Origin of the sequence: Sphingobacterium wenxiniae (assembly GCF_900116225.1) — a bacterium.
GTDB lineage: Bacteria > Bacteroidota > Bacteroidia > Sphingobacteriales > Sphingobacteriaceae > Sphingobacterium > Sphingobacterium wenxiniae.
Genome location: NZ_FOZZ01000002.1, coordinates 320,589 through 344,771 on the forward strand (window position 1 = coordinate 320,589; position 24,183 = coordinate 344,771).

The 24,183-nt window shown below is 39.7% G+C and carries 17 protein-coding genes; 14 read left to right on the forward strand and 3 right to left on the reverse strand.

Annotation, left to right across the window (positions count from 1 at the left end):
• Window positions 1-160: 160 nt before the first annotated feature.
• Window positions 161-1,489, reverse strand: a complete 1,329-nt coding sequence (locus BM375_RS03725) for a WG repeat-containing protein (protein ID WP_093363823.1) — start codon at window positions 1,487-1,489, stop codon at window positions 161-163.
• Between the two features lie 1,136 nt (window positions 1,490-2,625).
• Between BM375_RS03725 and BM375_RS03730 the strand changes: the two genes are divergently transcribed.
• Together BM375_RS03730 and BM375_RS03735 are read left to right on the forward strand one after the other, a co-directional pair.
• Window positions 2,626-3,237: an RNA polymerase sigma factor gene (locus BM375_RS03730; RefSeq protein WP_093363824.1), complete on the forward strand. Its 612-nt coding sequence runs from the start codon at window positions 2,626-2,628 to the stop codon at window positions 3,235-3,237.
• Window positions 3,238-3,249: 12 nt separating this feature from the next.
• On the forward strand, window positions 3,250-4,587 hold the full coding sequence (locus BM375_RS03735) for an outer membrane beta-barrel protein (RefSeq protein ID WP_093363825.1): 1,338 nt from the start codon (window positions 3,250-3,252) through the stop codon (window positions 4,585-4,587).
• Here the strand turns inward: BM375_RS03735 and BM375_RS03740 are convergent.
• Both BM375_RS03740 and BM375_RS03745 read right to left on the reverse strand, forming a co-directional pair.
• A complete protein-coding gene (locus tag BM375_RS03740; RefSeq protein WP_093363826.1) occupies window positions 4,584-5,195 on the reverse strand; it encodes an HAD family hydrolase in 612 nt (203 codons plus the stop codon). The two genes, BM375_RS03735 and BM375_RS03740, sit on opposite strands and share 4 nt — an antisense overlap.
• 11 nt (window positions 5,196-5,206) lie before the next feature.
• Window positions 5,207-6,406 (reverse strand): proline dehydrogenase family protein, encoded by a 1,200-nt coding sequence (locus BM375_RS03745; protein WP_093363827.1) that lies wholly within the window; start codon window positions 6,404-6,406, stop codon window positions 5,207-5,209.
• Between the two features lie 89 nt (window positions 6,407-6,495).
• Here BM375_RS03745 and BM375_RS03750 point away from each other — a divergent pair, with 89 nt between their 5' ends.
• The 12 genes from BM375_RS03750 to BM375_RS03810 all read left to right on the forward strand — a co-directional run bounded on the left by BM375_RS03750 (window position 6,496) and on the right by BM375_RS03810 (window position 24,159).
• Window positions 6,496-6,705, forward strand: coding sequence for an RNA-binding S4 domain-containing protein (locus BM375_RS03750; RefSeq protein WP_093363828.1), 210 nt, complete (start codon window positions 6,496-6,498; stop codon window positions 6,703-6,705).
• Window positions 6,706-6,715: 10 nt separating this feature from the next.
• Complete coding sequence (gene aroB / locus BM375_RS03755; RefSeq protein ID WP_093363829.1) at window positions 6,716-7,780, forward strand: 3-dehydroquinate synthase; 1,065 nt, start codon at window positions 6,716-6,718, stop codon at window positions 7,778-7,780.
• A 3-nt stretch (window positions 7,781-7,783) separates the two neighbouring features.
• The gene (locus BM375_RS03760; RefSeq protein ID WP_093363830.1) at window positions 7,784-8,494 is read left to right on the forward strand and encodes a ThuA domain-containing protein; all 711 of its coding nucleotides are present in this window, start codon (window positions 7,784-7,786) and stop codon (window positions 8,492-8,494) included.
• 596 nt (window positions 8,495-9,090) lie between these two features.
• Window positions 9,091-12,369, forward strand: a complete 3,279-nt coding sequence (locus BM375_RS03765) for a SusC/RagA family TonB-linked outer membrane protein (protein WP_093363831.1) — start codon at window positions 9,091-9,093, stop codon at window positions 12,367-12,369.
• A 19-nt stretch (window positions 12,370-12,388) separates the two neighbouring features.
• A complete protein-coding gene (locus tag BM375_RS03770) occupies window positions 12,389-14,107 on the forward strand; it encodes a RagB/SusD family nutrient uptake outer membrane protein (protein WP_093363832.1) in 1,719 nt (572 codons plus the stop codon).
• Between the two features lie 135 nt (window positions 14,108-14,242).
• Window positions 14,243-15,547 carry a D-alanyl-D-alanine carboxypeptidase/D-alanyl-D-alanine endopeptidase gene (dacB, locus tag BM375_RS03775; RefSeq protein ID WP_093363833.1) on the forward strand — a complete coding sequence of 435 codons (1,305 nt, stop codon included), beginning with the start codon at window positions 14,243-14,245 and terminating at the stop codon, window positions 15,545-15,547.
• A gap of 832 nt (window positions 15,548-16,379) precedes the next feature.
• On the forward strand, window positions 16,380-17,687 hold the full coding sequence (locus BM375_RS03785) for an MFS transporter (RefSeq protein WP_093363835.1): 1,308 nt from the start codon (window positions 16,380-16,382) through the stop codon (window positions 17,685-17,687).
• Entirely contained in the window at window positions 17,684-18,412 is a 729-nt protein-coding gene (locus BM375_RS03790; RefSeq protein ID WP_093363836.1) for a (Fe-S)-binding protein, read from the forward strand. The genes BM375_RS03785 and BM375_RS03790 overlap by 4 nt, the downstream gene beginning before the upstream one ends.
• 62 nt (window positions 18,413-18,474) lie before the next feature.
• Window positions 18,475-19,359 carry a sugar phosphate isomerase/epimerase family protein gene (locus BM375_RS03795; protein WP_093363837.1) on the forward strand — a complete coding sequence of 295 codons (885 nt, stop codon included), beginning with the start codon at window positions 18,475-18,477 and terminating at the stop codon, window positions 19,357-19,359.
• Between the two features lie 154 nt (window positions 19,360-19,513).
• Window positions 19,514-20,314, forward strand: coding sequence for a hypothetical protein (locus BM375_RS03800; protein WP_244525806.1), 801 nt, complete (start codon window positions 19,514-19,516; stop codon window positions 20,312-20,314).
• Window positions 20,315-20,463: 149 nt separating this feature from the next.
• Window positions 20,464-22,170: a peptide MFS transporter gene (locus BM375_RS03805; protein WP_093363839.1), complete on the forward strand. Its 1,707-nt coding sequence runs from the start codon at window positions 20,464-20,466 to the stop codon at window positions 22,168-22,170.
• A 231-nt stretch (window positions 22,171-22,401) separates the two neighbouring features.
• Window positions 22,402-24,159, forward strand: coding sequence for a peptide MFS transporter (locus BM375_RS03810; RefSeq protein ID WP_093364055.1), 1,758 nt, complete (start codon window positions 22,402-22,404; stop codon window positions 24,157-24,159).
• The last annotated feature ends 24 nt before the right edge of the window (window positions 24,160-24,183 follow it).

Consider the following 24,183-nt stretch of genomic DNA (forward strand, 5'->3'; position numbering starts at 1 on the left):
TTATGTTTCAACGTTTTGTATTGTGAAATAAAAAATACACTATCCTTCGACAGGCTCAGGATGACAAAAAACGCATATTATCCGCCAACGAGTTATGTTTCATTTTGAAAACGAAGATAGGGCTTTCGTACAAAAGCCCTATACAATTCATTGAAATCTTTTACTGATAAAGCTCTACCCGTTCGCCTTTGGCATCTATCAAATAAAATTCCTCCAGATCATCATCTTCTGCTACCGTAGCGATGCCGCCTGTAAATATGCTGGCAGAGGTAAATTTGAATGGGATGACTGTATTGCCAGCTGTATCGACATAACCATATTTCTCATCTTTATAGGCTAAAAGTAGATTGGGTTCATCTGTAAAAGTAAGCAACTCAAATCCTTTGGTGACAGGTTTGTTCTCTTTTATGCTGTAAAGGAAATACTCATCGTTCTCTACCACGATAAAGTGGGTTTTGCTTCTGTCCAAAAGAATGTCATAAGTTGCCGGAACGATGACTTTTCCTTTCTCATTGATCAATCCATCTTTATCGCCCATGCTAAAGATGGCAATACCGTTTTCCATATAATCCAATCTGTCGTATTTTGCATCAATATAAATTGAACCATCCTTATGCATCAAGCCATATTTGGCATTGATGCTGTATAGAAACTGTTCAACATCCGGATTATAGCTCAAATAATCATACTGAAAAGGAAGAACCTCATTCCCGTTTATATCAATGACGCCATATACATCGCCTTTGGTAGCGATAGCGATGTCATCAATAGCCATGTGGATATAGGTAAATTGGGCTTCTGCAATAATGTTTCCATCTTCATCCTTTAGCCCAAGCAGCTCCGAGGATTCATCTCTGAAGATAAAGCGGTTTTCAGCGATTTGATTATCCGACTCTTCCATATAGGCGTCCATCGTGTATTCGGTATAATTTGCGGGCAATTCGAACTGTGATGTCAAAAGTTTTTCCTTAACCACGTTATTGGCTGCAAAACCATTGCCGTTGATGTCGATACGGAGAGCTGCACCGTTGATGTGGCGTAGGAAATCAAATTCTCCCCAATATACATTTGGAATTTTATCCGTATACCAAATCTTGATAAATAACTCTTCATTTGTATCCTCATCAGTACCTATCCCAATCCGTGCTAACTTACAGCTATAGCCTGCTATATCCATTGTTTCGGATGTGTTCAAGTCTATATCCGGTGCTTCTGAAATTGCTTCGTCGGAAAGGTCTATATATTCCTCGGATTCGGGGATGAGATACCAAGCTTGTCCAGCGGTGCGCTGTGCAATATAAATATTGCTTTCATTGATGGCTGTGACACGCAGGTAATCTGGATTTGTCCAAGCTTGTAAGGCTGGCGTTGTTTCCGATTCCTCACTTGTGAAATAATGGTAATCAATGCGAAAAATATTCTGATTTTGCGCCTGTAACCCAAAAATGCAGTACAATACTGCTAAGCATGTTAAAGTTATACGTTTCATTGTTTTAATCAATTGCTGAGGCAAATATCCACAAACTCATCAGCAGTTTCTATCCCCGATAACAGCTATATTTTATGGTAGGGTATTAGCTATTGAAAATATGGAAATGCTTGTTCGAAAAGCGGTTGAAAAATTGATAATATAAGACGGACTCAGCTTATGAAAAGTATAATTTTGTTTCGTATTTATTAAGTTATCGATATTTGTTCGGGTGGTCTTCGACATCGCTTCTACACTGCTTCGGCTTAGATAGGGCTTAGGTTCGGTAATGCTTATGGGTGTCACAGTGGTTCATGTGTCATTCTTCCGCCATAAGTCCGTCCTAAGACTCGGACTCAACACGGACTCAAGTCGGACTTACCACGGATTCATCTATAGGCAGTCTCGAATCTGTCCCGACGGAATCTCGACTCGATGTGGTATGACAATTAAAACAAAATTTACGCCAGATATTTTTAATATAGTCACGAATATTAGTCACGCGCGCTCAGTAGTATTAAGAGCCTGTTTAAAATACGTCATTTCGACGAGGGACGAGGAGAACCGAACGAAGTGATCTCTGCGAAGCAAAATCTATGGATAAGCTTCTCCTCACAGCTTCAAAACGCAGATTATCACGTCGCTAACGCTCCTCATAATGACGCGTTTTGGGCTTTTGTAGAAATTAAAACAGGCTCTAAGTTAAGAAATATTTATCGCATGTTTTGTCATCTCGTCTGAGCCGAGACACAGCGAGACAAGTTGTCGAGGATACAGCCTGTCCCGATATTCGGGAAGACATCTATTTATTCATGTAGCGTATAGATCCCTCCTAATGTCGGGATGACAAAATAACGCTGACTTAATACCATTGCGCGTGCACCAGCGGTTTGCTTTATTATTCTTCCAATAAACTTGAAAGAGGGGAGTGACCAAAACCCGTTCATGTGTCATCTTGAGGCTTCGATAGGCTCAGCCTGACATAGTTTATTCCATAATGCATTACAAGTTAAAAAAAGAATGTAAATCATGTTGTAGCGACAGGGCAAATAATTACGTTTGTACTGGAAAACGGGGCAATATGCAAAAAAGTAATTCTCTGGTCTGGTAGTAAATAATTAATTCATTAAATTGGGGTATCAGAACAGGCGATATTAGTGAAGGTTATTCGACAATATCTTAAAAAAGACAAACCATACTCTCTGCGAGAGGCTTTGGCAGATTGCCTTTTGGACAAAACCGAACGAGGGAAGGCCTTTGTTTACAAAACATATTATGGCTATGCTATGGCGGTCGTGTTACGTTATGTTCAGGCTGAAATGGAGGCAGAAGAGATTGTCAATGAAAGTTTTGTAAAAGTATTCCGAAAGTTGAATGCCTTTGAAATGCATGCTGAGGATAGTGTTCTGGAAAAAACTTTTAAATCATGGTTGGCACGTATAGCCGTAAACACATCTATTGATGTACTACGTGCAAAGAAGCCAACGGATATGTTGGAGGACACATCCGAAGCAGATTTGCAGATGCATGCGGTGATGATTACCGACAATCTGGCCGTACAGGATATCTTAAAACTATTGGACAGGATTCCTGAGGTGCAACGTTCCATATTTAATTTGTTTGAAATAGAGGGGTATTCGCATGAGGAGATCGGGCAGATGCTGGAGATTCCTGAAAGCACATCAAGGACTTACTTGACCCGTGCAAAACAAAGGTTACGAAAATTGTACATGGAGGAGTTCAGTACAATAAAAAACATACATTCTTAAGCTATATATAGCATGAAAGAAAAGAATAAAAAAGAATTAATAGAGGTTATTAAGCAACAGCTACAGGCTGATCGGGAGCTTCCTTACCGGGAAGGTGCTTGGGAAAAATTCCAAGCCAAATATGCCGATAAGAAGCCTGTTAAGCGTTTGTTTCCGGTCTATTGGGGAGTGGCGGCAGCTGTATTGCTGCTTGCCTTCGGACTATTGTATATCTATAAAGGTCGACCTAGTGAAGAGTTGCTATTGCAACAGCAAAGTGCGAGTGTGGTATCTCCGAAAGAACAGCCTATGGTTGAGAAACCTGTAGGAAATACCTCTTCCGATATACCTATGGATGAGGAATTGAAAGATAAAATCGTCTTAGGTGTTTCTGTAGATAACAATGAGTATATAGTTAATAATGAAGTTAAAAAGGTGTTTTCATTACAGAAAGTAAATAATTCGAAGTTATTGGAAACTACCCCTTTTTCTATGGCTTATATACCGGAAATTTCCGCTTTAAAAGTAACTATTTCACCTATGCGATTATCTGGAGATATCGATGAAAATCCTTTGTTAGCAGAGGTTGATTTAGGTGATCAGCTTACAATGGCGCAACAGGTGAACCCTTCGTATGCACAGACTGTAGAAACTGCAGGTCAACTTAGCCCCAAACGGATGAAGATTACGGATAGGATGGAACTTGGTGCTTTTTTAAGTCCGGGTCTTATGCAGGAAAGCTTTGATCTGGGCGGGGGATTGGTACTAGGCTACCGCCTAAGTGATAAAATGACGCTGCGTACTGGAGCTTCTTTCCATCAATATGAGGTCAATGTCTTGGCTTCAGACATCAAGGGGAAAGCCGATCAGAAGCAGATGGATATGCCAGTTGGAACGGAGCAGCTGGCTGCTAAAGGACTCCCATATCAGGGAATGAATGTCATACTTCCTAACTTGAACGCGGTCACTGGAAAAGTACAGGCTTTGGATATTCCATTGGAGTTAAAGTACAATATGGGCAAGCAATTTTATACGACTGCGGGTGTATCGTATGTCGCTGTGCTTTCGCAGGAACGTTATAACCATTATCGAGAGTATAGCAATCCCATTACGTATTCCAGTGAATCTGAGAACGGACAGCCTTCCAGTCAACCGAATGAAATGGTTGAACGGGTAACCAAAAGTCAGGAGTCTAATGTCAGTACCAATGGTTTTGGTGGATTTGTAAACTTTTCCATTGGTCGGCAGACACCGATTTCACGAAAGTTAAAACTTTCGGTAGAGCCGTATGTAAAAATTCCAGTCGGTCAATTTAAAAGGACAGATATGAACTATACTAATGGTGGAGTCCGTATTATGACTCACTTTTAGATTTGGTCAATCCTGATCCAGCCCATTCCGGCTGCGATAGCTCCTTGTACTCCTGGGTCACCATCTTCAAACACAAGGCATGTTGTAGGGTCTACCTGAAGATTTTTTGCAGCCAACAGAAATGGTTGTGGAGAAGGTTTTCCTTCAGGTGTATCGCCGGCACAAACCAATGTTTCAAATTTTCCGGTTAGACCGATGACATCCAACGTAATCGTTAGCGTAGAGCGCGAGCCACCCGATACCACGCCTATCCTTTTCTTACCAATATTGGCCAAAAGATGCTGATGTACGAAATCTACAGGTTTTGTATTATAAATGAACCGTTCGATGAAAATTTCTGATTTACGTTTCGAGAAGGTAAGAATGTCAAAATCTGTATGGTATCTTTTTGAAATTTCAGCAGCGACATCTACTGTTGGCCAGCCTGCTAATTCCTCGACAATCTGATCGTCTAATCTGATGTCATATTCTTCTGCTACAGCTACATAAGCAGCTTTATGAGCAAACATGTTATTGGCCAATGTGCCATCAACATCATAGAGTAATGCTTGGAAAGGCTCTGAAGCTTTTTGTAATATATCGAATTTCTGCTTTGCGCTTGTTGTCATGTTCTATTTTATTACCCTGCCTTATTTTCTCTACGGCGTTTTTTCTCTTTGATGATAAGTGCTAATTCACGACCTGTCTGTCCCCCCACGGAAGTGTTCTCCTGTGCTCTTCGGAACAAATAAGGCATAACAGCTTTTACAGGCCCATAAGGCATATATTTTGCTACGTTAAAACCAGCGGCTCCCAAGTTGAAGGATAGGTTATCGGACATACCTAGTAATTGTGCAAAAAACACATGATCATTTTTTGGAGAAATACCACGTTTTATGATTTCTTCTGCGAGCAGTCGGCAGCTTTCTTCATTATGTGTCCCAGCCATAAGACCGATTCTGTTGATATGCTCCAGACAGAATAAAATACCTTGGTTGTAATCCTCATCCGAGGCTGCTTTATTCGGTTGGATAGGAGAAGGGTAGTTCTTTTCATTAGCACGCTCCCTTTCGATTTCCATATATGCACCACGCACAATTTTAGCACCTAAATAAAAGTTCTGTGTCTGTGCATAAGCAAAATCTGCTTTGAGCGAAGCTAACTTGTCGTGGCGATAGAGTTGATAGGTATTATACACGATAACTCGTTCTTTGTTGTATTTTTCCATCATATCGCGAGCAAGGTCGTCAATGGTATCCTGTATCCAGGAATGTTCAGCATCTATGAGGACTTTTATCTGTGCGTCGTGACATGCTTTGCAGATGCTGTCAGCTCTCTTGTAAACGCGGTCAAACTCTTGTTTCTCTTCGTCCGTTAAAGGCTGTTTGGCATCTATCTTTGCGAAAAGGTCAAAACGTCCTAATCCTGTAGGTTTGAATACACAGAACGAAATCAACGGATTTTTTTGCGCATACTCTACTGTTCTCAAAATTTCGGCACAGGTTTGATCAAAACTTTCTTCGGATTCCTCACCTTCTACAGAATAATCGAGGATAGTGGTCACATTGCCGGATCCTAATTCAGCAATAGCGTGTGCACAGCCTTCGATTGATTCTCCACCACAGAATTGCTTGTAGATGGTGTTACGTATTATTCCTTGGATAGGTAGGCCTATATTCAGGGCAAAATTGGTTAAAGGTGTGCCAATTTTAATTAAGGAATTGCTGGCTACCATCTTGAAAAGCCAGTAAGCTTTGTCTAAAGCTTTATCACTTTTATTACGAAAAGCTATTTCAGTATTGTTGAAATCAAGCCCAATTTCGTGGTTTTGAGGCATCATAACGTAATTGAAAAAATTTAATGAACAAAAGTAATTATTTATTTTGAATAGCTTTATCTTTACGGTCTACGAGGAAGAGCAAATTATTTATGCAAACATTTACATTAAAGGGTGATTTTATTCAACTGATACAACTGTTGAAAGTAATGAACTGGGTAGAACACGGAGCAATGGCACAATATGTCGTGGAAGAAGGTATGGTCAAATACAACGGTGAAGTTGACTACCGCAAACGCTTGAAGGTACGTGTCGGAGATAGGGTAGAATTTGATGGACAGATTGTAGAGGTTGTCGGGTAAAAAAATATACATGAAAAAGAATATAGAAAGCATAGGTTATAGCGTTTTTTTTGAGAAAGGGTTGGAATCCCTACAGCAGTTCATCTTGAATGGTGGGTATTCTCAGGTGCTCGTATTAGTAGACAGAAATACAAATGATTATTGTTTGCCCGTGCTACAAGCCACTATACCGGATATTACAGATTATGATATCATTGAAGTAGATCCTGGGGAAGAGAATAAAAACATTGATTTTTGCATCGGTGTATGGAATACGATGTTGGATTTCGGTGCAGACAGGAAAGCATTGATGCTGAACCTTGGTGGTGGCGTAGTGACCGATATGGGTGGTTTTGCTGCGTCAACATTTAAGCGTGGGATTGATTTTATACAGATTCCTACGACATTGCTTTCACAGGTAGATGCTTCTGTTGGAGGAAAGACGGGTATAGATTTAGGCAATGTCAAGAATATCATTGGCACTTTTGCTCAACCTAAAGCTGTATTTATCAGTTCGGCTTTTTTGACGACTTTAGATGAAAGACAGATGCGTTCCGGGTTTGCCGAAGTCATCAAGCACGGATTGATTTTTGATAAAGCTTTGTTTGAGAAGACACAATCTATCGATTTGAAAGATAATAACTTGGATGACATTATCTACAGATCGGTACAGATAAAAAATGAAGTGATTACCCAGGATCCTACTGAAAAAGGGTTGCGTAAGATTTTAAATTTTGGACATACCATCGGTCATGCTATTGAGGGGTATTCATTGGAAAACGATAGTAACCCACTTTTACATGGCGAAGCCATAGCAATAGGGATGATATGTGAAGCTTATCTTGCCCATAAAATAAACAACCTGTCTATCGAAGGATTACATGCTGTTGTTGAGGCGTTTAACAGCCATTTTGAGAAGTATAATTTTAATAAGGAAATTTATCCAATATTGATACAACTTATGCAAAACGATAAAAAGAATGAGTCTAATAAATTAGGTTTTGCTTTGCTGAGCGAGATTGGAAAATGTGATTATAATATCTTCGTGGAAGAAGACTTGGTCTTGGAAAGTCTGGATTTTTATAGAAGCCTTTAAATCATGTCACGTCCCTTTGTTATATTCGTCCTGCTATCCTGCTGCATTTTTGCGAGCGGGCAGGATAAAGTTCTGATTTTTACCAAAACGGCTGGATTTCGACATAGCAGCATCCCTAAAGGTGTTGAAACCGTGAGGTCTTTATTAAATGAGGAAGGAATATTATCTACGCATACAGAGGACGCATCTTACTTTTCAACGGACAGTCTTATACAGTTTGACGCGGTTATCTTTCTCAATACTTCAGGCGACATTTTGGATGAAACACAAAAAGGTGCCTTTATGGCCTATATTCGCTCGGGTAGAGGCTATGTCGGTATACACGCGGCTTCTGATACAGAATTTAACTGGCCTTGGTATGGTGGATTGGTAGGAGCTTACTTTAGCCAACATCCTCCTGTACAGGATGCAAAGATGGATGTAGTGAATCGGGAGCACCTGTCAACGAAGCATCTTCCTGAAGTATGGTTCCATAAAGATGAATGGTATGACTTCAAAGATGTAAAACAAGGTTTGAATATACTCATGACCTTAGACGAAACGTCTTACAAAGGTGGGACGATGGGGAAATTTCATCCTATTGCCTGGTTTCAGGAGTACGACGGCGGGCGCTCTTTCTATACTGCATTGGGACATACGGATGAGTCTTATGATGAGGAGCGTTTTCAAAAACATATCATAGGAGGGATACGCTATGCTTTGGGGGCAAGATAAGAGTGATATCCTCACCCCAGCCCTCTCCCTCGTCAGAGCCGAGGCACGGCCAAGGAGAGGGAGTCGTATAGTCTGCTATCTGCCTAACTGTCAAGGAAACTAACTTCGTTGGGGTCGTCTCAAAAGCTAAACATCATCGTCATTGCGAGGTAACGAAGCAATCTGATGATGTTTAAAACGCAGATTGCTTCGTCGCTGCGCTTCTCGCAATGACGCGTTTTTGCGGTTTGCGAACCTTTTTAGGCACCTTCTTAAGGGTGAGGAAGAAAAAAGTTAAACTTCGGAAGTCTAAGGACAGTATCGTTTGCTGCCTGTCTAACTATTAAGGAAACTAATGTACAGTCTTTAAAAATCACAAGCTGAATCTGAATAGGTTCAGCTTTTTTTTGAAAAAATAGTTGCTTAAAATTTTGATATTACAAACGATTGCGTAACTTAGATATGACAATAATTTATAAACCTTCAAAAAAAACGACACGACATGACTTGACTGTACTTCTAACTTTGTATCTATCAAAACCTTAAACTAACAAAGGTTAATCAGGAACGGTTAACCATCTAATCAATTCACAATTTATAAACTTATAATGCTAATCATGAATAAACATGTAAAGTTTTATAGTGGGCATTCCTTTATCCCACAAAAACCATTAAAACATGCACTCTGGATTTCGGGAGCATTGTTGATGTTAAGTTCTACAGCGTTCGCCAACACCAATTTGGATAACGCGTCGGAACCAACTGCATTTTATAATAAAGCAGCTCTGCAACAGAAAGAAATCAGAGGGGTTGTAAGAGGAGCCGACTCGGGCGAACCTTTAGCGGGTGTTACCGTGCGTGTGGTTGGTAAATCTGTTGCCACATCCACGGATGAAAACGGTGTTTTTACAATCCAAGCTGCTGTAAACGATGTGATTGAAATCAATTACATTGGCTATCAACCAAGTCGGATTACGGTGTTATCATCTACTTCGCAAGTCAATATAGACTTACAGGTGGATAACAGCAATCTGGAAGAAGTGGTTGTAACAGGTTATGGGGCCCAGCGTAGGAAAGATTTGACCGGTGCTGTTGCCGTTGTAGATGTGGCCGAATTAAAGGCACAACCAGCAGCTTCTGCTGTAGAAGCTTTGCAAGGTAAAGCAACAGGGGTTCAGATTGTTAACGATGGAGCTCCTGGTTCTACTCCTTCCATTAAAATCCGTGGTTTCAGTACGATTAACAATAATGAACCTTTGTATATTATTGATGGCGTGCCATTCGAAGGTAAATTATCTTGGCTAAACCAAAACGATATAGAGTCAATGCAGGTATTGAAGGATGCATCAGCAGCTTCAATCTACGGTGCACGGGCAAATAACGGGGTGGTTATTATCACCACAAAAACAGGAAAACAGGGTAAAACTCAATTTACTTTTGATTCCTATGTGGGTATACAAACTCCTCAATACGAACGTTATCCAAAGATGATGTCGCCTCAACAAGTCTATGACTTGAACAATGCATTAAATGGAACTAATATCCCATTACCAGACTATCTATTGGCAGGTGCAAAAGGTAGAGAGCAGGTAAACGATATGACGGCATCGGACGTAGATATGTCAAGATACAATTATTCTCGTGATGCAGGAAGTTTCTATCAAATCACTAAAGCCAATAAAGCAGGTACTGATTGGTTCAGGGAACTATCGCAGAGTGCACCAACACAAAGCTATCAGATAAATGCATCTGGAGGGAATGATAATGCGACATATTCAATGTCTGCGGGACATTTGAAACAAAAGGGCACTATGATTCACTCTGGTTTTGAGCGTTTTAATGTGCGGACTAATACTATGTTCAAAGCATTTGATGGAAAACTTCGTATCGGAGAGAATATGCAATATAGCTATACTAAAGGCTTTGGTATGGGAGTAAATCCAAATACAGCTGGTGGATATATTGGGGAAGGAAGTGTAATTGGGTTTGCTTATCGGATTCAAAATATCATCCCAGTCTACGATGAAGGAGGAAATTTTGCTGGATCCAAAGGTGGTTGGGGTAACGGACAAAATCCGGTTGCAATGGCTTACCGCGGTAAAGATGATATCAACAAGAGCAACCTATTCTTTGGTAATATATATGGGGAATATGACTTAATTGATGGTCTAACCTACAGATCAAGTTTTGGTATCAAATATGAAAATTACAATGGTATCGACATTAACTATCCTAACCCTGAGTTTTCCGAAGGATCTTTCAATAACAGTTTAAGTGAATACCATGGTTATGGAACGGAATGGACTTGGACAAATACATTGAATTATAGAAAACAATTCGACAAGCATAACTTAAACATTTTGGCAGGTACAGAAGCTATTGACAACCGAGCACGTGATTTATCGGGTAGTCGTAATGGATTCTTTATCTTGAACAGTTTAGATTACTTTTATTTAAATGCTGGTAGCTCCAATTTTGGAAACGCAAGCAGTGGTGGATTGTCTTCATTATTTTCGGTATTCGGTAAAGTAGATTATAGCTTTGATGATCGTTATGTTTTGAGTGCAACTGTTCGTCGTGATGGTTCTTCTAACTTTGGTGAGAACAATCGTTATGGGGTGTTCCCAGGAGTGAGTGGTGCATGGCGCTTATCGAGCGAAGAGTTTTTGAAGCCTGTTACTTGGATAACAGATTTGAAACTACGCGCAGGTTATGGCGTAACGGGAAATCAACGTATTCCAGCATACCAATACATGAATAGATATGCCTCAGTCATTAATGAGTCTTCATATCCAATAAATGGAACAGTCGAAACGGGTATCTGGCAGAATGCATACTCTAACCAGGATGTGAAATGGGAGCAAGTAAACGCTTTGAACTTAGGTTTGGATTTTACCATATTGGATGGTGATTTTGATGGTGCTATTGACTATTACGACAAGAAGACCAAAGACATGTTATTCCGCGTACCACTTCCGGCTATTGCAGTAGGGCGTGCTGCTTCACCTTATGTCAACGTTGGTAATATGCGTAACAAAGGGGTTGAGTTGTCCTTAGGATATCATTATGGTCGTCGCCAACAGAGTGATTTTACATTGGATTTAACAGGAACATTTAGCCGTAACGTTAATAAAGTTGAGGCTTTAGCTCCTTCTGTATCATCACAGATTTATGGTAACTTCAGAAGTATGCAGACTACGATCTTAAAACCAGGAGAGGAATTTGGAGCGTTCTTCGGATATGAAGTAGACGGTATCTATAAGGATGCTGCCGATGTAACGAATTCGCCTTCTTATGCAGATGCACGTCCAGGAGGTCTTAAATTCAAGGACATCAATGGTGATAATCAGATTACAGATGCTGATAGAAAGGTAATTGGCTCTCCACATCCTGATTTTATATACTCTTTAAGTATTAATGCCGCATATAAGAATTTTGATTTATCCATGTTCTTCTACGGTTCACAAGGAAATGAAGTATATGATGCCACACGCTACTTTACAGATTTTAGTGTGTTCTCAGGTCAGAAAAGTGCTCGTCTGTTAGATGCATGGAGTCCACAAAACACAGGTAGTATGACCCCTTCACCTATCTTAGATGCTTCTTCTTATGAATATGCTTCTTCTTCGTATTACATTCAAGATGCAAGTTTTCTTAAGTTGAAGAATTTACAATTAGGGTATAACCTACCTGTAAAAAATGTATTTGGCCAGTCATCGACAGTTAGTAAACTACGATTATATGTGGGAGTTGCCAATGTCTTTACCATTACAAAATATGATGGATTGGATCCAGAGGTAACTGCGACACCAAGTGACTACCCAGCTCTTGGTGTGGATTTTGGAGTATATCCACAAGCCCGTCAGTATACATTTGGAGTAAGTTTAGGTTTTTAATCGCTAATAAAGAGAAGTCATGAAAAGAAAATCAATATATATCGCCTTACTTTCAGTCAGCTTTTTAGCGGCAGGTTGTGGTAAGGATTTTTTAAATAAGATACCTCAAGCAGAATTATCAGATACACAAGTAAATAATAATGAAGGTATAGAAGCCATCTTATTAGGAGCGTATGGTATTATGAATGGTAATGTAAGTGGTACATGGGGGAATTATGCTTCTGCACCAAGCCAATGGCTATTTGGGGAAGTTGCTGCAGATAATGCGCATAAGGGTTCTGAGGCTACCGATCAGCCAAATATGAACCTGATTGAGTCGCTACGTCCAAACCCTGCAAATGATAACTTATCCACGATGTGGGAAGTATATTATGAAGGAGTTTTACGGAGTAATAATACATTGCGCTTACTGAAAGAAGATCAGGAAGGTGCAAAGACTATCAGTGCAAGTAGAGCGGTAGAGATAGAAGCGGAAGCAAAAATGCTGCGTGGACACTATTATTTCTTCATGTGGCGTGTATTCAGAAATCTTCCATGGATTGATGAAAATACAACCACAGAGGATGCTAAAACAAAACCAAATGATAGTGATATTTACGAAAACATCATCAGTGATGTAAAATTTGCAGCTGAAAATCTTCCGACTACAAAGATTAATGGTGAAAAAGGACGAATGGACCAGAATATAGCTAAGGCTTATTTAGGTAAATTATACCTTTATCAAGGTAAGCATGATTTAGCTTATCCACTATTTAGGGACGTTATCGGTAGCAAGGACATTACGGTTATGCCTTTTGAAAATAACTTTAATGTAGAAACAGAAGATGGACCAGAAGCATTATTGGTTGCCAAGCATGCTATTAATCCTAATGGATCTGGAGATAATGCCAACGTGGGTGATATGCTGAGCGGTCTGTATGGCACTTCTCCGGTAGGTTGTTGTGGTTTTTATCAGCCTTCTATTGACCTTGTAAATGCTTATAAGGTAGATGCTAATGGACTTCCTTATCTAGATGGTTCATATCGTACTAATCCTTATAAGTCTGATATGGGACTTTCTGGCGCTGCAAAAACAAATTATGCAGTAGATAAAACTTTAAGAATAGATCCTCGTTTAGATTATACAGTTGGGCGTCGCGGTGTTCCATATTTGGATTACGGAACGATGCCGGGTGATGACTGGATTCGAGATGCTTCTTATGCAGGGCCGTTCGTTGGTATGAAAACTATGGTGTATCAAAGCCAATTTGGTAGCCATACCGTTCCTGGTGAAGCTTATATGACTGGTTTAGATGTTAATATCATGCGTTTAGCCGATGTTATCCTTATGGCAGCAGAATGTGCTGTGGAAGCAGGTGATTTGGATGCAGCATTAAAATATGTGAATTCAATTCGTGTACGCGCATCCAAATTAGCGCCAAGGAAATTAGCGGATGGTTCTAATGCGGCAGATTACCAAGTTAAACCTTATCCATCTTTCCCTGATAAAGAATATGCAAGAAAAGCAGTTCAAATGGAGCGTAGATTAGAATTGGCAATGGAAGGTCACCGCTTTTTTGATTTAGTTCGTTGGGGAAATGCTAAGCAAGTGATAGAAAGTTACTCTCAGTTTGAAGGTTCTATATTACCTTCTTTCTCAGGGGTTACGTTTAATACATACAATGCGTATTTCCCTATTCCTCAATCGCAGATTGACCGTAGTGGAGGTACATTGAAACAAAACGACGGACCTTGGTAACAGAACCAGAACTATACAAATAGTTTAGGTCAAATACTTAAATAAAGTATGACCTTTAAGATTAATAACTTAACAGAGACTGCCCCCTTTTTGGGGCAGTTTCTTTTTATCCGTGTTTTTTGTAAGTTTACTTCCATGAACAGATTCCGTATACTCTTACTTATCGTTACCTTATTCCAGCTACAGGTCAAAGCGCAAGATACCGCTATTCTCAAACAGGTTTTTGAGCAGTCTCCGGTTTTAAAGGATTATTTTTTTGGTTTCAGTCTGTATGATTTGGATCAAAATAGATTTCTGATAGGTATTGATGAAGGGAAATATTTCACTCCAGCATCCAACACTAAGGTTTTTACACTGTTTGCATCCCTTAAGCATATTGGCGATTCTATTCCGGGGATTCATTATGTAGAGCGTGGTGATTCTCTGATATTCTGGGGGACAGGAGATCCGACTTTTTTACATAGCAAATTGGACTCACACCGCGTGTATAATTTTCTCAAAAATACATCGAAAAAGCTCTATTATGCCGAGGAAAGAAACGTAGAAGAACCTTTCTACAGACATGGTTGGGCGATAGACGATTATGATGAATATTATCAACCTGAATTAAGTACATTTCCAATATACGGGAATGTTACTACTTTTCGTGCAGAAGGCGGAAAGCTTAAGGTTACCCCCCAATATTTTGAAAAACAAATTTCCATAAAGGAGAAAGGAGAAAATAAATTCGGTGTACAACGTGATTTTAATCAAAATAGATATGTGCTTAATGGCACTGTTATACCTAATAACTATATCAATGAAAAGCCCTTCAAGTATTCAACTGAAGTTTTTATTGATCTTTTACAGGATACTTTAGGTAAAGCTGTGGAAGTGGTTCAAGTGGAAAAACCACAAAACCATCAAGTGCTGTATTCTACGTCCACCCGTGAGGTTCTGCGAGAAATGATGTTGCCAAGTGATAACTTTTTAGCAGAGCAGCTTAATATGGTCGCTGCGATAAACCAATACGGTGAATTTAAAACGACACAACTTCGTAAAGACATGGAAGAAGGGTATTACAAGTATTTTACAGACAAGATTGCTCTTCGAGACGGTAGTGGTCTGTCGGCTTACAACAAGGTGACACCAAGAAGTATGGTTGAATTGTTGTTGATGGTTCAACAAGAAATACCGGATGAAACGGCTTTACACTATTTGTTTCCCACAGGTGGAGTAGACGGTACGCTAAAGTCGGCGTATAGCCTTGACGGAGGAGAGGCATTTGTTTGGGCAAAAACTGGCACAATTAGCGGTGTACATAATCAGAGCGGTTTTATACGGACAAGAACAGGGAGAAGGTTGGTCTTTTCTTTTATGAATAATAACTTCCTTGGATCGGCTACACCTGCCCGAAAGGAAATGGTGCGTATTATGACTTTCATTCGTGAAAAGCTGTAGAGGGCTTTAATCTATATAGATTAAACGTATCTAAATTGTCTTTATATAATTTGTTACAATATGTTGATTTTTCCCAATCGCACAACCTTTCCGTCCCTCGCCGGGACAGGGCATTACTTTTGAGACCAAAAGTAATCAAAAGTCTTTGTCTCATCCGAGGTGGCTTTTCGCACAGTCCTTCCCGCACAAAGAAAATCCCTCCCAAGGCTGAAACCACTGTCCGAAGCTCTTTAGTTAGCTTCGGACAATAGTTTCCATGCCTTTCCCTTCCACACAATCCCCCGGGATTTCCTTTGTCTTTCTGCCACTGGGATGAAACGGAGAAACGCTTTCGCGTCTATGTGGAGTGTACTCAAACTATTCTCGATGCGGGATAAGTGCGGGGATGTGGGACGCATCAAACGTTTTGACCTTGTAGAAGGCTATTTTCTGCACTATCCCTCTGGTCAAAGCTCAACGATACGCTTTTGCATCCACGTCAAATTAAAGCTTTTTGTTATAGTCCTCACCCTTAGTCCTTCTCCCTCGTCAGAGCCGAGGCACGGCAAAAGAGAGGGAAACCAATTAGTTTCCTTGACAGTTAGACAGATAGCAGACTATACTCTCCCTCTCCTTGGGAGAGGGTTGGGGAGAGGATTATAAAGCATGCATTCTTATCTTGATTCCGATGTGAACGGCAAACGAAGAGTTTAATTGAAACAAAGCCTCCATATATTTCAAGCATAAAAATAGGATGCGTTTGCCCTGACTATAGCTATTTTTTAACTATACAATAAGCTTATCGCTTACGGCTTACAGCCTATAGCTATTTTTTACTATATTCGCCCTACGAATGCAAATTATCGAGAAAAACAACAAGAAGCTGATCCGCTCCTGGTCTATGTACGACTGGGCAAATTCAGCTTATAACTTAGTCATTACATCCACAATTTTTCCTGCATACTATACGGCGATTACGAAAACCGAAGAAAATGGTGATGTCGTTAACTTCTTTGGTTTGAAGGTTGTAAATACAGCCTTATCCAATTTTGCTTTAGCTGGGGCTTACCTGTTGATGGCATTTACTTTACCTTTTATCTCGTCTTATGCGGACGTGAAAGGGAAGAAAAGACCCATTATGATGTTTTTTACATATATGGGAGCCTTGTCTTGTATGGGTTTATTCTTCTTTCGATTAGAGACCTTAGAGGTAAGTATCATCCTGTTTGCTTTGGCTGCAATGGGTTATATTGGCGGTGTGCTATTCAATAATTCCTATCTCCCGGAGATAGCGACTGTAGACCAGCAGGATAGGGTAAGTGCACAAGGCTTTGCCTATGGTTACGTAGGCTGTGTGACTTTACAGATAATATGCTTGCTTTTTGTGTTAAAGCCTGATTGGTTTGGGATTACAGACGCTTCTTTTGGTGCGCGTTTCTCCTTTTTTCTGGTAGGGCTCTGGTGGGCAGGATTCTCGACTATTCCTTTTCGGGCACTTCCCAATAACCAAGGATCAGCGATAAAAGCCAGCAAAAACTTATTTCGTATTGTGGTATTGGAATATAGAATTGTTTACCGAAAAATCAAAAAAATAACGGCGATACGACGATTTTTACCTGCTTATTTTTTCTATTCGGCAGGCGTGCAAACGGTCATGATTGTGGCCGCAGCTTTCGGTGCAAAGGAATTACAATTGGAATCATCTAAACTGATAATCACCATTCTCTTGATCCAGTTGTTGGCGATAGGAGGAGCAGTGTTAATGTCTCGATTATCACAACGCTTCGGGAATATCCGAGTGTTGTTAAGCGTTGTTTGTGTCTGGATAATAATTTGTGTGTCTGCATTCTATGTGCAAACAGAAACGCAATTTTATCTATTGGCCTGCTTGGTAGGGATTGTTATGGGGGGGATTCAATCTTTATCGCGTTCGACCTATTCAAAATTCCTGCCTGAGAATATCAAGGATACAACCTCGTTTTTTAGTTTCTACGATATTACAGAAAAACTGGCTATCGTGGTTGGGTTGTTTTCTTTTGCCTTCATAGAACAGGCGACACGCAACATACGTTATTCGGCCGTATCGTTGTCTATTTTCTTTATTCTTGGTCTGTTGTTGCTGGTTCGGCTCTTAAAATCCCAAAAAACTGAAATCTCATGAAGGTATCTTTATTCATTCCTTGCTTTATCGACCAGATATATCCTGAAACTGCATTCAACACCATCAAATTGTTGCAGAAGGCCGGATGTGAGGTAAGCTATAATCCGAATCAGACTTGTTGTGGGCAGCCAGCTTATAATGCTGGTTTTTGGGATGAGGCGAAGAAAATAGGGCTTAAATTCTTAAATGATTTTCCGGAAGATACTTACATCGTTTCGCCCTCAGCTTCTTGTACAGGGATGGTGAAAAATGGGTATAATGACCTTTTTACAAATTCAATGGAACATAACCGATGCCGTAATATTCAAGGAAATATCTATGAATTAAGCGATTTTTTGGTAAATGTGCTAAAAAAAGACTATTTTGGAGCTGAATTAGTGGGTACAGCAGTATACCATGATTCATGTTCAGCTTTGCGCGAATGCCATATCAAGGATGAACCCCGACAATTATTAAGTCAGGTGGGCGGATTGGAGCTTTTAGAAATTCGCGACCAGGAAAGTTGCTGTGGATTTGGAGGCACTTTTGCTGTGAAATTTGAAGGAATATCGGCGGCGATGGCTGAACAGAAAGTGCAGAGCGCAGTGGCGGTAAAAGCTGATTATATTATTTCAACGGATAGTTCTTGTCTATTGCAATTGCAAGGATATATTGACAGGCAGGGATTACCTATAAAAACGAAACATTTAGCGGATGTATTAACATCTGGCTGGGCAAATATTTAATCCCCTCGTAACCTCCCCGAAGGGGAGGAAAAGAATAGACGACAATGTAAATCAAAATAAATATGAACTCAAGAAGAACATTTTTAAAAAATTTAGGATTAGCAACTGCAGGCTTGGCATTGGCGCCATCTTTGGATGTGTTCGCTGCCAAAAAATCATGGTTTGAAATCTCTTTGGCGGAGTGGTCATTGCATAAGACCTTATTTAAAGGAGATTTAAAGAATATTGATTTTCCAGAATTTGCTGCGAAAAAATTTGATATCCATGCTGTAGAGTATGTAAATCAATTCTTTAAGGATAAGGCTAATGACTCTGCTTATTTGACTGACTTAAACAATCGTGCTAAGGACAACGGTGTGAAGAATGTCCTTATTATGGTAGATGGTGAGGGTAATCTTGGTGACGAGGATAACACAAAACGTCTTCAAGCTGTTGAAAACCATTACAAATGGGTTGATGCAGCTGCATTTTTAGGTTGTGGCTCTATCCGTGTGAATGCAGCAGGAAAAGGCACTCCTGAGGAAGTGGCTAAGCGCGTTATCGAAAGCTTAAGTACGCTTGCAGATTACGGCAAAAAGTCCAATATCAATGTGATTGTAGAAAACCACGGTGGTATTTCATCTCACGGTGATTGGTTGGCAGGTGTATTGAAAGCGGTAGGTAAGAAAAACTGCGGTAGTTTACCGGACTTTGGAAATTTCTACGAATATGATCGTTACCAAGGCGTTACAGATTTGATGCCTTATGCAAAAGGTGTAAGTGCTAAAACGCACGATTTTGATGAAGCTGGTAATGAAACGAAGGTGGATTATGATCGCATGATGCGTATCGTTAAAAAGGCAAAATTCAAAGGCCACGTTGGTATTGAATACGAAGGAAGCAACTTGCCGGAGGTAGAAGGAATCATTGCTTCCAAAAAATTGTTAGAACGCTATAAGAATTTATAGTAGCAATTGAATAGGAAAGACTTCCGAAGTTTCAAAAACTTCGGAAGTCTTCGTTAAAATCAATATGAAGATTCTCTTTAAAAAAATATTACTATCCATCTGTTTATTAACAGTTTGCTTACAGGAGTCAAAAGCACAAGTGAACTTTTACAACATGAATAAATGGCAAGATAGCTTGGTGAATCTTGGCAAAGACATGTACCGCTTAAAAGGGGAGGCTGAACGGTTGGAAAAAAACTTTGCCTTTGTCAAGACCTTGGTGTCTTCTTTAAAAGAAAAACACTCTTTTATCTATACTTTTGACAAACTGGATATGATTTCCATTATCCAGGACCCCAATGATAACTTCCGTATTTTTTCTTGGCATATTGCTTTGAATGATGGATCATATCTGTATTATGGTGCTATCCAAAGGAAGTCCAAAAACGGGGCATTAGAACTCACTCCACTTCTGGATAAAACTTTTGAAATCCAGAATCCGGAAGAAGAGCAAACGGGGCTGGACTATTGGTACGGCGCGCAATATTACGATATTATTCCTATCCAAGATGCTTATGTATTATTGGGATGGAAAGGTCACGGTCCGACTTATTCACAAAAGGTAATCGAAATTTTACATCAGGATAATGGGGCTTTCAAATTAGGGAAACCTGTATTTTCGGACAATCCGAAAATGGCAAGAAAAATATTTCGTTATACACGACAGGCGGCCATGTATCTGAAATATCATGAAGCCGAGCAACAGATTATTTTTGACCATATTGTACCTGCTGATCCCAGTTTAGAGGGCAGTTACGAATATTATGGCCCTGATTTGAGCTTTGATGCGTACAAAATTAACGGAGCGAACCTGCAATTCTTAGAAGATATTCCATTTGAGAATCCTCCAAGAGATGAGGATGATCTTAATATTGTTCCCGGCAGAGCGATTCCAAAGAAAAAAAGTGGTCTTTGAGACTTAAATTTCCTTTTAAGTCGAGAATAATTTATATTTTTTGTTTTCTTTGCAGTATAGAACTGATAAAACTAACAGGTAGAGGACCACTATTTCTTGAAATGAGTGGCTAACCCTACACAAATATGTATTAACTATAATTTAAGAATATGATTCAAGAAAAAGATGAGGCTTTAGTCAATCACCTTGCCAAGCAGGGCGTGAATGATAAAATGGTTATGGGACATCCGGCCAGTCTGTTTGTACTCTTCTTTACAGAGATGTGGGAACGGTTCAGCTACTATGGTATGCGGGCATTATTGGTAACATTTTTAATAACCGAAATTGCCAAAGGTGGTTGGGGATGGACGAATCCTCAGGCTATGGAATTGTATGGATGGTATACAGGTTTAGTCTATGCCACACCTCTATTGGGTGGCATGCTTGCTGATAGATTAACTGGCTATAAAAAAGCTATTTTGCTAGGTGCACTTACTATGACCTTGGGACATGCTTCCATGGCTTTAGAGGGCTTTTCTCAAAACTTTTTCTATTTGGGTTTGGCATTGATGATTTTGGGCAATGGTCTATTTAAGCCCAATATCTCTTCTATGGTTGGTCAATTGTATCCTAACACAAGTGCAAAAAAAGATGCTGGCTATACTATTTTCTATATGGGTATTAATGCCGGAGCATTCTTAGGTTCCTTACTTTGTGGATATATTGGAGAGAAAGTGGGGTGGCATTATGGTTTTGGTTTGGCAGGTGTATTCATGTTCTTTGGAATGTTGCAGTTTTATTTTGCACAAAAGATTTTTGGAGTGATAGGTGATAGTCCTAATCCAGAAAAAGATCCTACCGTTGCTGCCCTGCATACTGTTCGACATGGAAATGAAGAACGAGAAGATCTGTATAAAGAATTTGATGAGGCAGGGGCAAAGCAGAATATTGAGTCAAAGCTTACAGATGCAACGGAAGAAGAAAAAGTAAGTGTTTTCAAATATTTGAGAGAAGCTTTTGCCAATAAGATTATTAGGGATCGTTTAATTGTTGTTGCAGTTCTGATTTTAGCTAGTGTCTTTTTCTTTTTGGCTTTTGAGCAAGCAGGTGGTTCAATGACTATCTTTGCAAAGAATTATACACAACGCGTACTTGATGGGGCAGCAGGAATAACTTTTAAATGGGCAGACGCAGCCTTGACACTTTTACCTATTTTAGTAGTTACGTTTGTTCTCTTGAAATTGGCTGCTAAAATTATCAAACAGTATCCTTTGACCATCATTTTTACCTTGATTTCCTTCTTTTCTATTATGCTACTTGGTGTATGGAAAATCCATCGTGAATTTACTTCTGATGTAACAGAAGTGACCGTGGCTTGGTTTCAGATACTAAATGCATTTTTTATTGTTACGTTAGCTTCTTCTTTTAGCAAGTTTTGGGAAAAAGTATGGAATCCTTCAGGGCCGATAAAATTCGCAATGGGACTGGTATTGGTAGGCGTTGGTTTTTTGGCTTTGTCATATGGTAGCTTGAGTATTCCTCAGGGAGCAGCTACGGCCTCGGTGAGTATGATTTGGTTGATTCTAGCTTATTTCTTCCATACAACTGGAGAATTATGTGTATCTCCAGTGGGTCTTTCTTACATGAGTAAGCTCTCTCCAAAGAAATTTATAGGACTTATCTTTGGATTTTGGTTCTTAGCCTCTGCTATAGCAAACAAGTTGGCGGGATGGAGTGGAGGATTGATTGATAAGATTACTGAAATGTACTCCATGTCAACCTTCTTTTTAATTATCGCAGGTTTACCGATAGGAGCAGCTTTATTGTTATTACTGTTTAGCGGAAAACTTAAGAAAATGATGCATGGTATCAATTAAGATTTTCTCATCATAAATTTGGTTTTTAATGCCTGCAAGTTTCTTTGCAGGCATTTTTTATTAGAATAGGCGAATATCTATTTGATTTTTTTAAATTTCCTCTTAATCTTTAAAGATAATTCTATATGGCAGAGGAGAGCTAAATAAATTCATTTTATAATATGTACAATTAAATTGCATATAAAAATGAATTTATTTAGGTTTGGCAATCTTAATTTTAACAATATAATTATGGTACAAGATTCTTCGGTATTGAATCAAGATGAAAAGAAGGTGTTGGGACATCCTGCGGGATTATTTGTCTTGTTTTTCACCGAAATGTGGGAGCGTTTTTCATTCTATGGGATGCGTGTTCTTTTAATCCAATTCTTAACAGCTTCGGTATTAGGTGCTAACCCGGGATGGGGTTGGTCGGCTGAACAGGCTGGCGCATTATACGGAACGTATGCTATGCTGTTGTATATTACCCCGATTTTCGGAGGTGTTATCGCAGATAAATATATCGGTTCGCGAGCTGCTGTGATTATCGGGGCAGCCATCATGACCTTGGGACATGCGGCCATGGCTTTTGATTCACCGGCCATGTTCTTCATCGGTTTAGGGTGTTTGGTCATCGGTACGGGCTTTTTCAAACCTAATATGCCTGCTATTTTAGGTGAAATGTATAAGGGGCTACCTGATAAGAAAGATGGAGCTTATACGATTTTTTATATGGGGGTGAATGCCGGAGCGTTCTTTGGAATGATGCTCTGTGGATACCTGGCGGAAACAATAGGCTGGCATTGGGGCTTTGGTCTTGCTGGAATCTTCATGTTATTGGGAACTATTCAATTTTGGTTAGCGGGACCTCTTTTAGGAAAATTAGGCGTATTGGATAAAAAGCCAAAAGAAGACACAGAAGTTAAGAGTAACTTGGAGGAAGGTGAAGTAAAACATAATAACTTTACACTCGTTGATATTATCTTGATGGTTATTGTCGGAATCGTAGGCTTGGTTTATGCTTTTAACGACCCTCTATCCAAGAACAATGTGCTTGATGTATTCGCGTTTTTGGATACGCCTGTATTGCGCGGTCAGAACATCATGATTATCGGAGCATTGGTATTGTTCTTAGTCCTGATTGTATCCCGGATACAACGTTACGCCAAAGTGGTGCGTGATAGAATGTATGGCGTGATCCTGTTGGCTTTCTTTCTGATATTTTTCTTCATGAGCTTTGAGCAGGGCGCGACTTCGTTGGTATTGGTCGCACGTGATTATGTGAACCGTGAACTGACTGGAAACAGCCTGTTGATGTTCAATATCGTAAATACGTTGTTGACGATTGTGCCACTGATCATCATCTCTTGGGTATTGATAAAATTGGCTTTAGCCACCTGGAGTAAAATTGCCTTATCCAATATTATCCTTTTTGTCTGCTTTATCCTGATCTGGGGTGCAGGTATCTGGATGCTATATAACGAGTTCACGGCAGAGATCTCCGAGATAAAAGTTTCCTGGTTTTCCATTCTGAACTCCTTCTTCATCATCTCTTTGGCTTCTTCGGTTTCTAAAATTTGGGAATCGAAATATAATCCTACAGCAGCAATGAAGTATGGTATTGGGCTGATATTGGTTGCTATTGGCTTCTTGATTTTGGGTTATGGTTCATTGGGTGCTGGTCAAGGCGTGAAGATATCGATGATATTCTTAGTATTGACTTATCTGTTCCATACGTTAGGGGAGTTATTTATTTCGCCTGTAGGTCTGTCGTATGTTTCCAAACTTGTACCAGCACGGATGCTGGCATTTATGTTTGGTATGTGGTATCTGGCAATTGCAATAGCACAAAAATTAGCAGCTATTTTAGGTGGACAGGTAGAGACTATTCAAGAGAACTACTCATTGAGTCATTTCTTCTTCTTATTCACAATTATTCCAGCGGCTGCAGGTCTTTTGGTAATGGTATTGAATCCTATTATCAAGCGACTGATGCACGGAATTAAATAAGGTGGATTCGATAACTTTAAGAAT

What these genes read in the sequence shown, in the direction of transcription:
- BM375_RS03725 (WP_093363823.1), bottom strand. Translation starts at nt 1,489, where the DNA reads ATGAAACGTATAACTTTAACATGCTTAGCAGTATTGTACTGCATTTTT.
- BM375_RS03735 (WP_093363825.1), top strand. Translation starts at nt 3,250, where the DNA reads ATGAAAGAAAAGAATAAAAAAGAATTAATAGAGGTTATTAAGCAACAG.
- BM375_RS03740 (WP_093363826.1), bottom strand. Translation starts at nt 5,195, where the DNA reads ATGACAACAAGCGCAAAGCAGAAATTCGATATATTACAAAAAGCTTCA.
- BM375_RS03745 (WP_093363827.1), bottom strand. Translation starts at nt 6,406, where the DNA reads ATGATGCCTCAAAACCACGAAATTGGGCTTGATTTCAACAATACTGAA.
- BM375_RS03750 (WP_093363828.1), top strand. Translation starts at nt 6,496, where the DNA reads ATGCAAACATTTACATTAAAGGGTGATTTTATTCAACTGATACAACTG.
- aroB (WP_093363829.1), top strand. Translation starts at nt 6,716, where the DNA reads ATGAAAAAGAATATAGAAAGCATAGGTTATAGCGTTTTTTTTGAGAAA.
- BM375_RS03760 (WP_093363830.1), top strand. Translation starts at nt 7,784, where the DNA reads ATGTCACGTCCCTTTGTTATATTCGTCCTGCTATCCTGCTGCATTTTT.
- BM375_RS03765 (WP_093363831.1), top strand. Translation starts at nt 9,091, where the DNA reads ATGAATAAACATGTAAAGTTTTATAGTGGGCATTCCTTTATCCCACAA.
- BM375_RS03770 (WP_093363832.1), top strand. Translation starts at nt 12,389, where the DNA reads ATGAAAAGAAAATCAATATATATCGCCTTACTTTCAGTCAGCTTTTTA.
- dacB (WP_093363833.1), top strand. Translation starts at nt 14,243, where the DNA reads ATGAACAGATTCCGTATACTCTTACTTATCGTTACCTTATTCCAGCTA.
- BM375_RS03785 (WP_093363835.1), top strand. Translation starts at nt 16,380, where the DNA reads ATGCAAATTATCGAGAAAAACAACAAGAAGCTGATCCGCTCCTGGTCT.
- BM375_RS03790 (WP_093363836.1), top strand. Translation starts at nt 17,684, where the DNA reads ATGAAGGTATCTTTATTCATTCCTTGCTTTATCGACCAGATATATCCT.
- BM375_RS03795 (WP_093363837.1), top strand. Translation starts at nt 18,475, where the DNA reads ATGAACTCAAGAAGAACATTTTTAAAAAATTTAGGATTAGCAACTGCA.
- BM375_RS03800 (WP_244525806.1), top strand. Translation starts at nt 19,514, where the DNA reads ATGAATAAATGGCAAGATAGCTTGGTGAATCTTGGCAAAGACATGTAC.
- BM375_RS03805 (WP_093363839.1), top strand. Translation starts at nt 20,464, where the DNA reads ATGATTCAAGAAAAAGATGAGGCTTTAGTCAATCACCTTGCCAAGCAG.
- BM375_RS03810 (WP_093364055.1), top strand. Translation starts at nt 22,402, where the DNA reads ATGGTACAAGATTCTTCGGTATTGAATCAAGATGAAAAGAAGGTGTTG.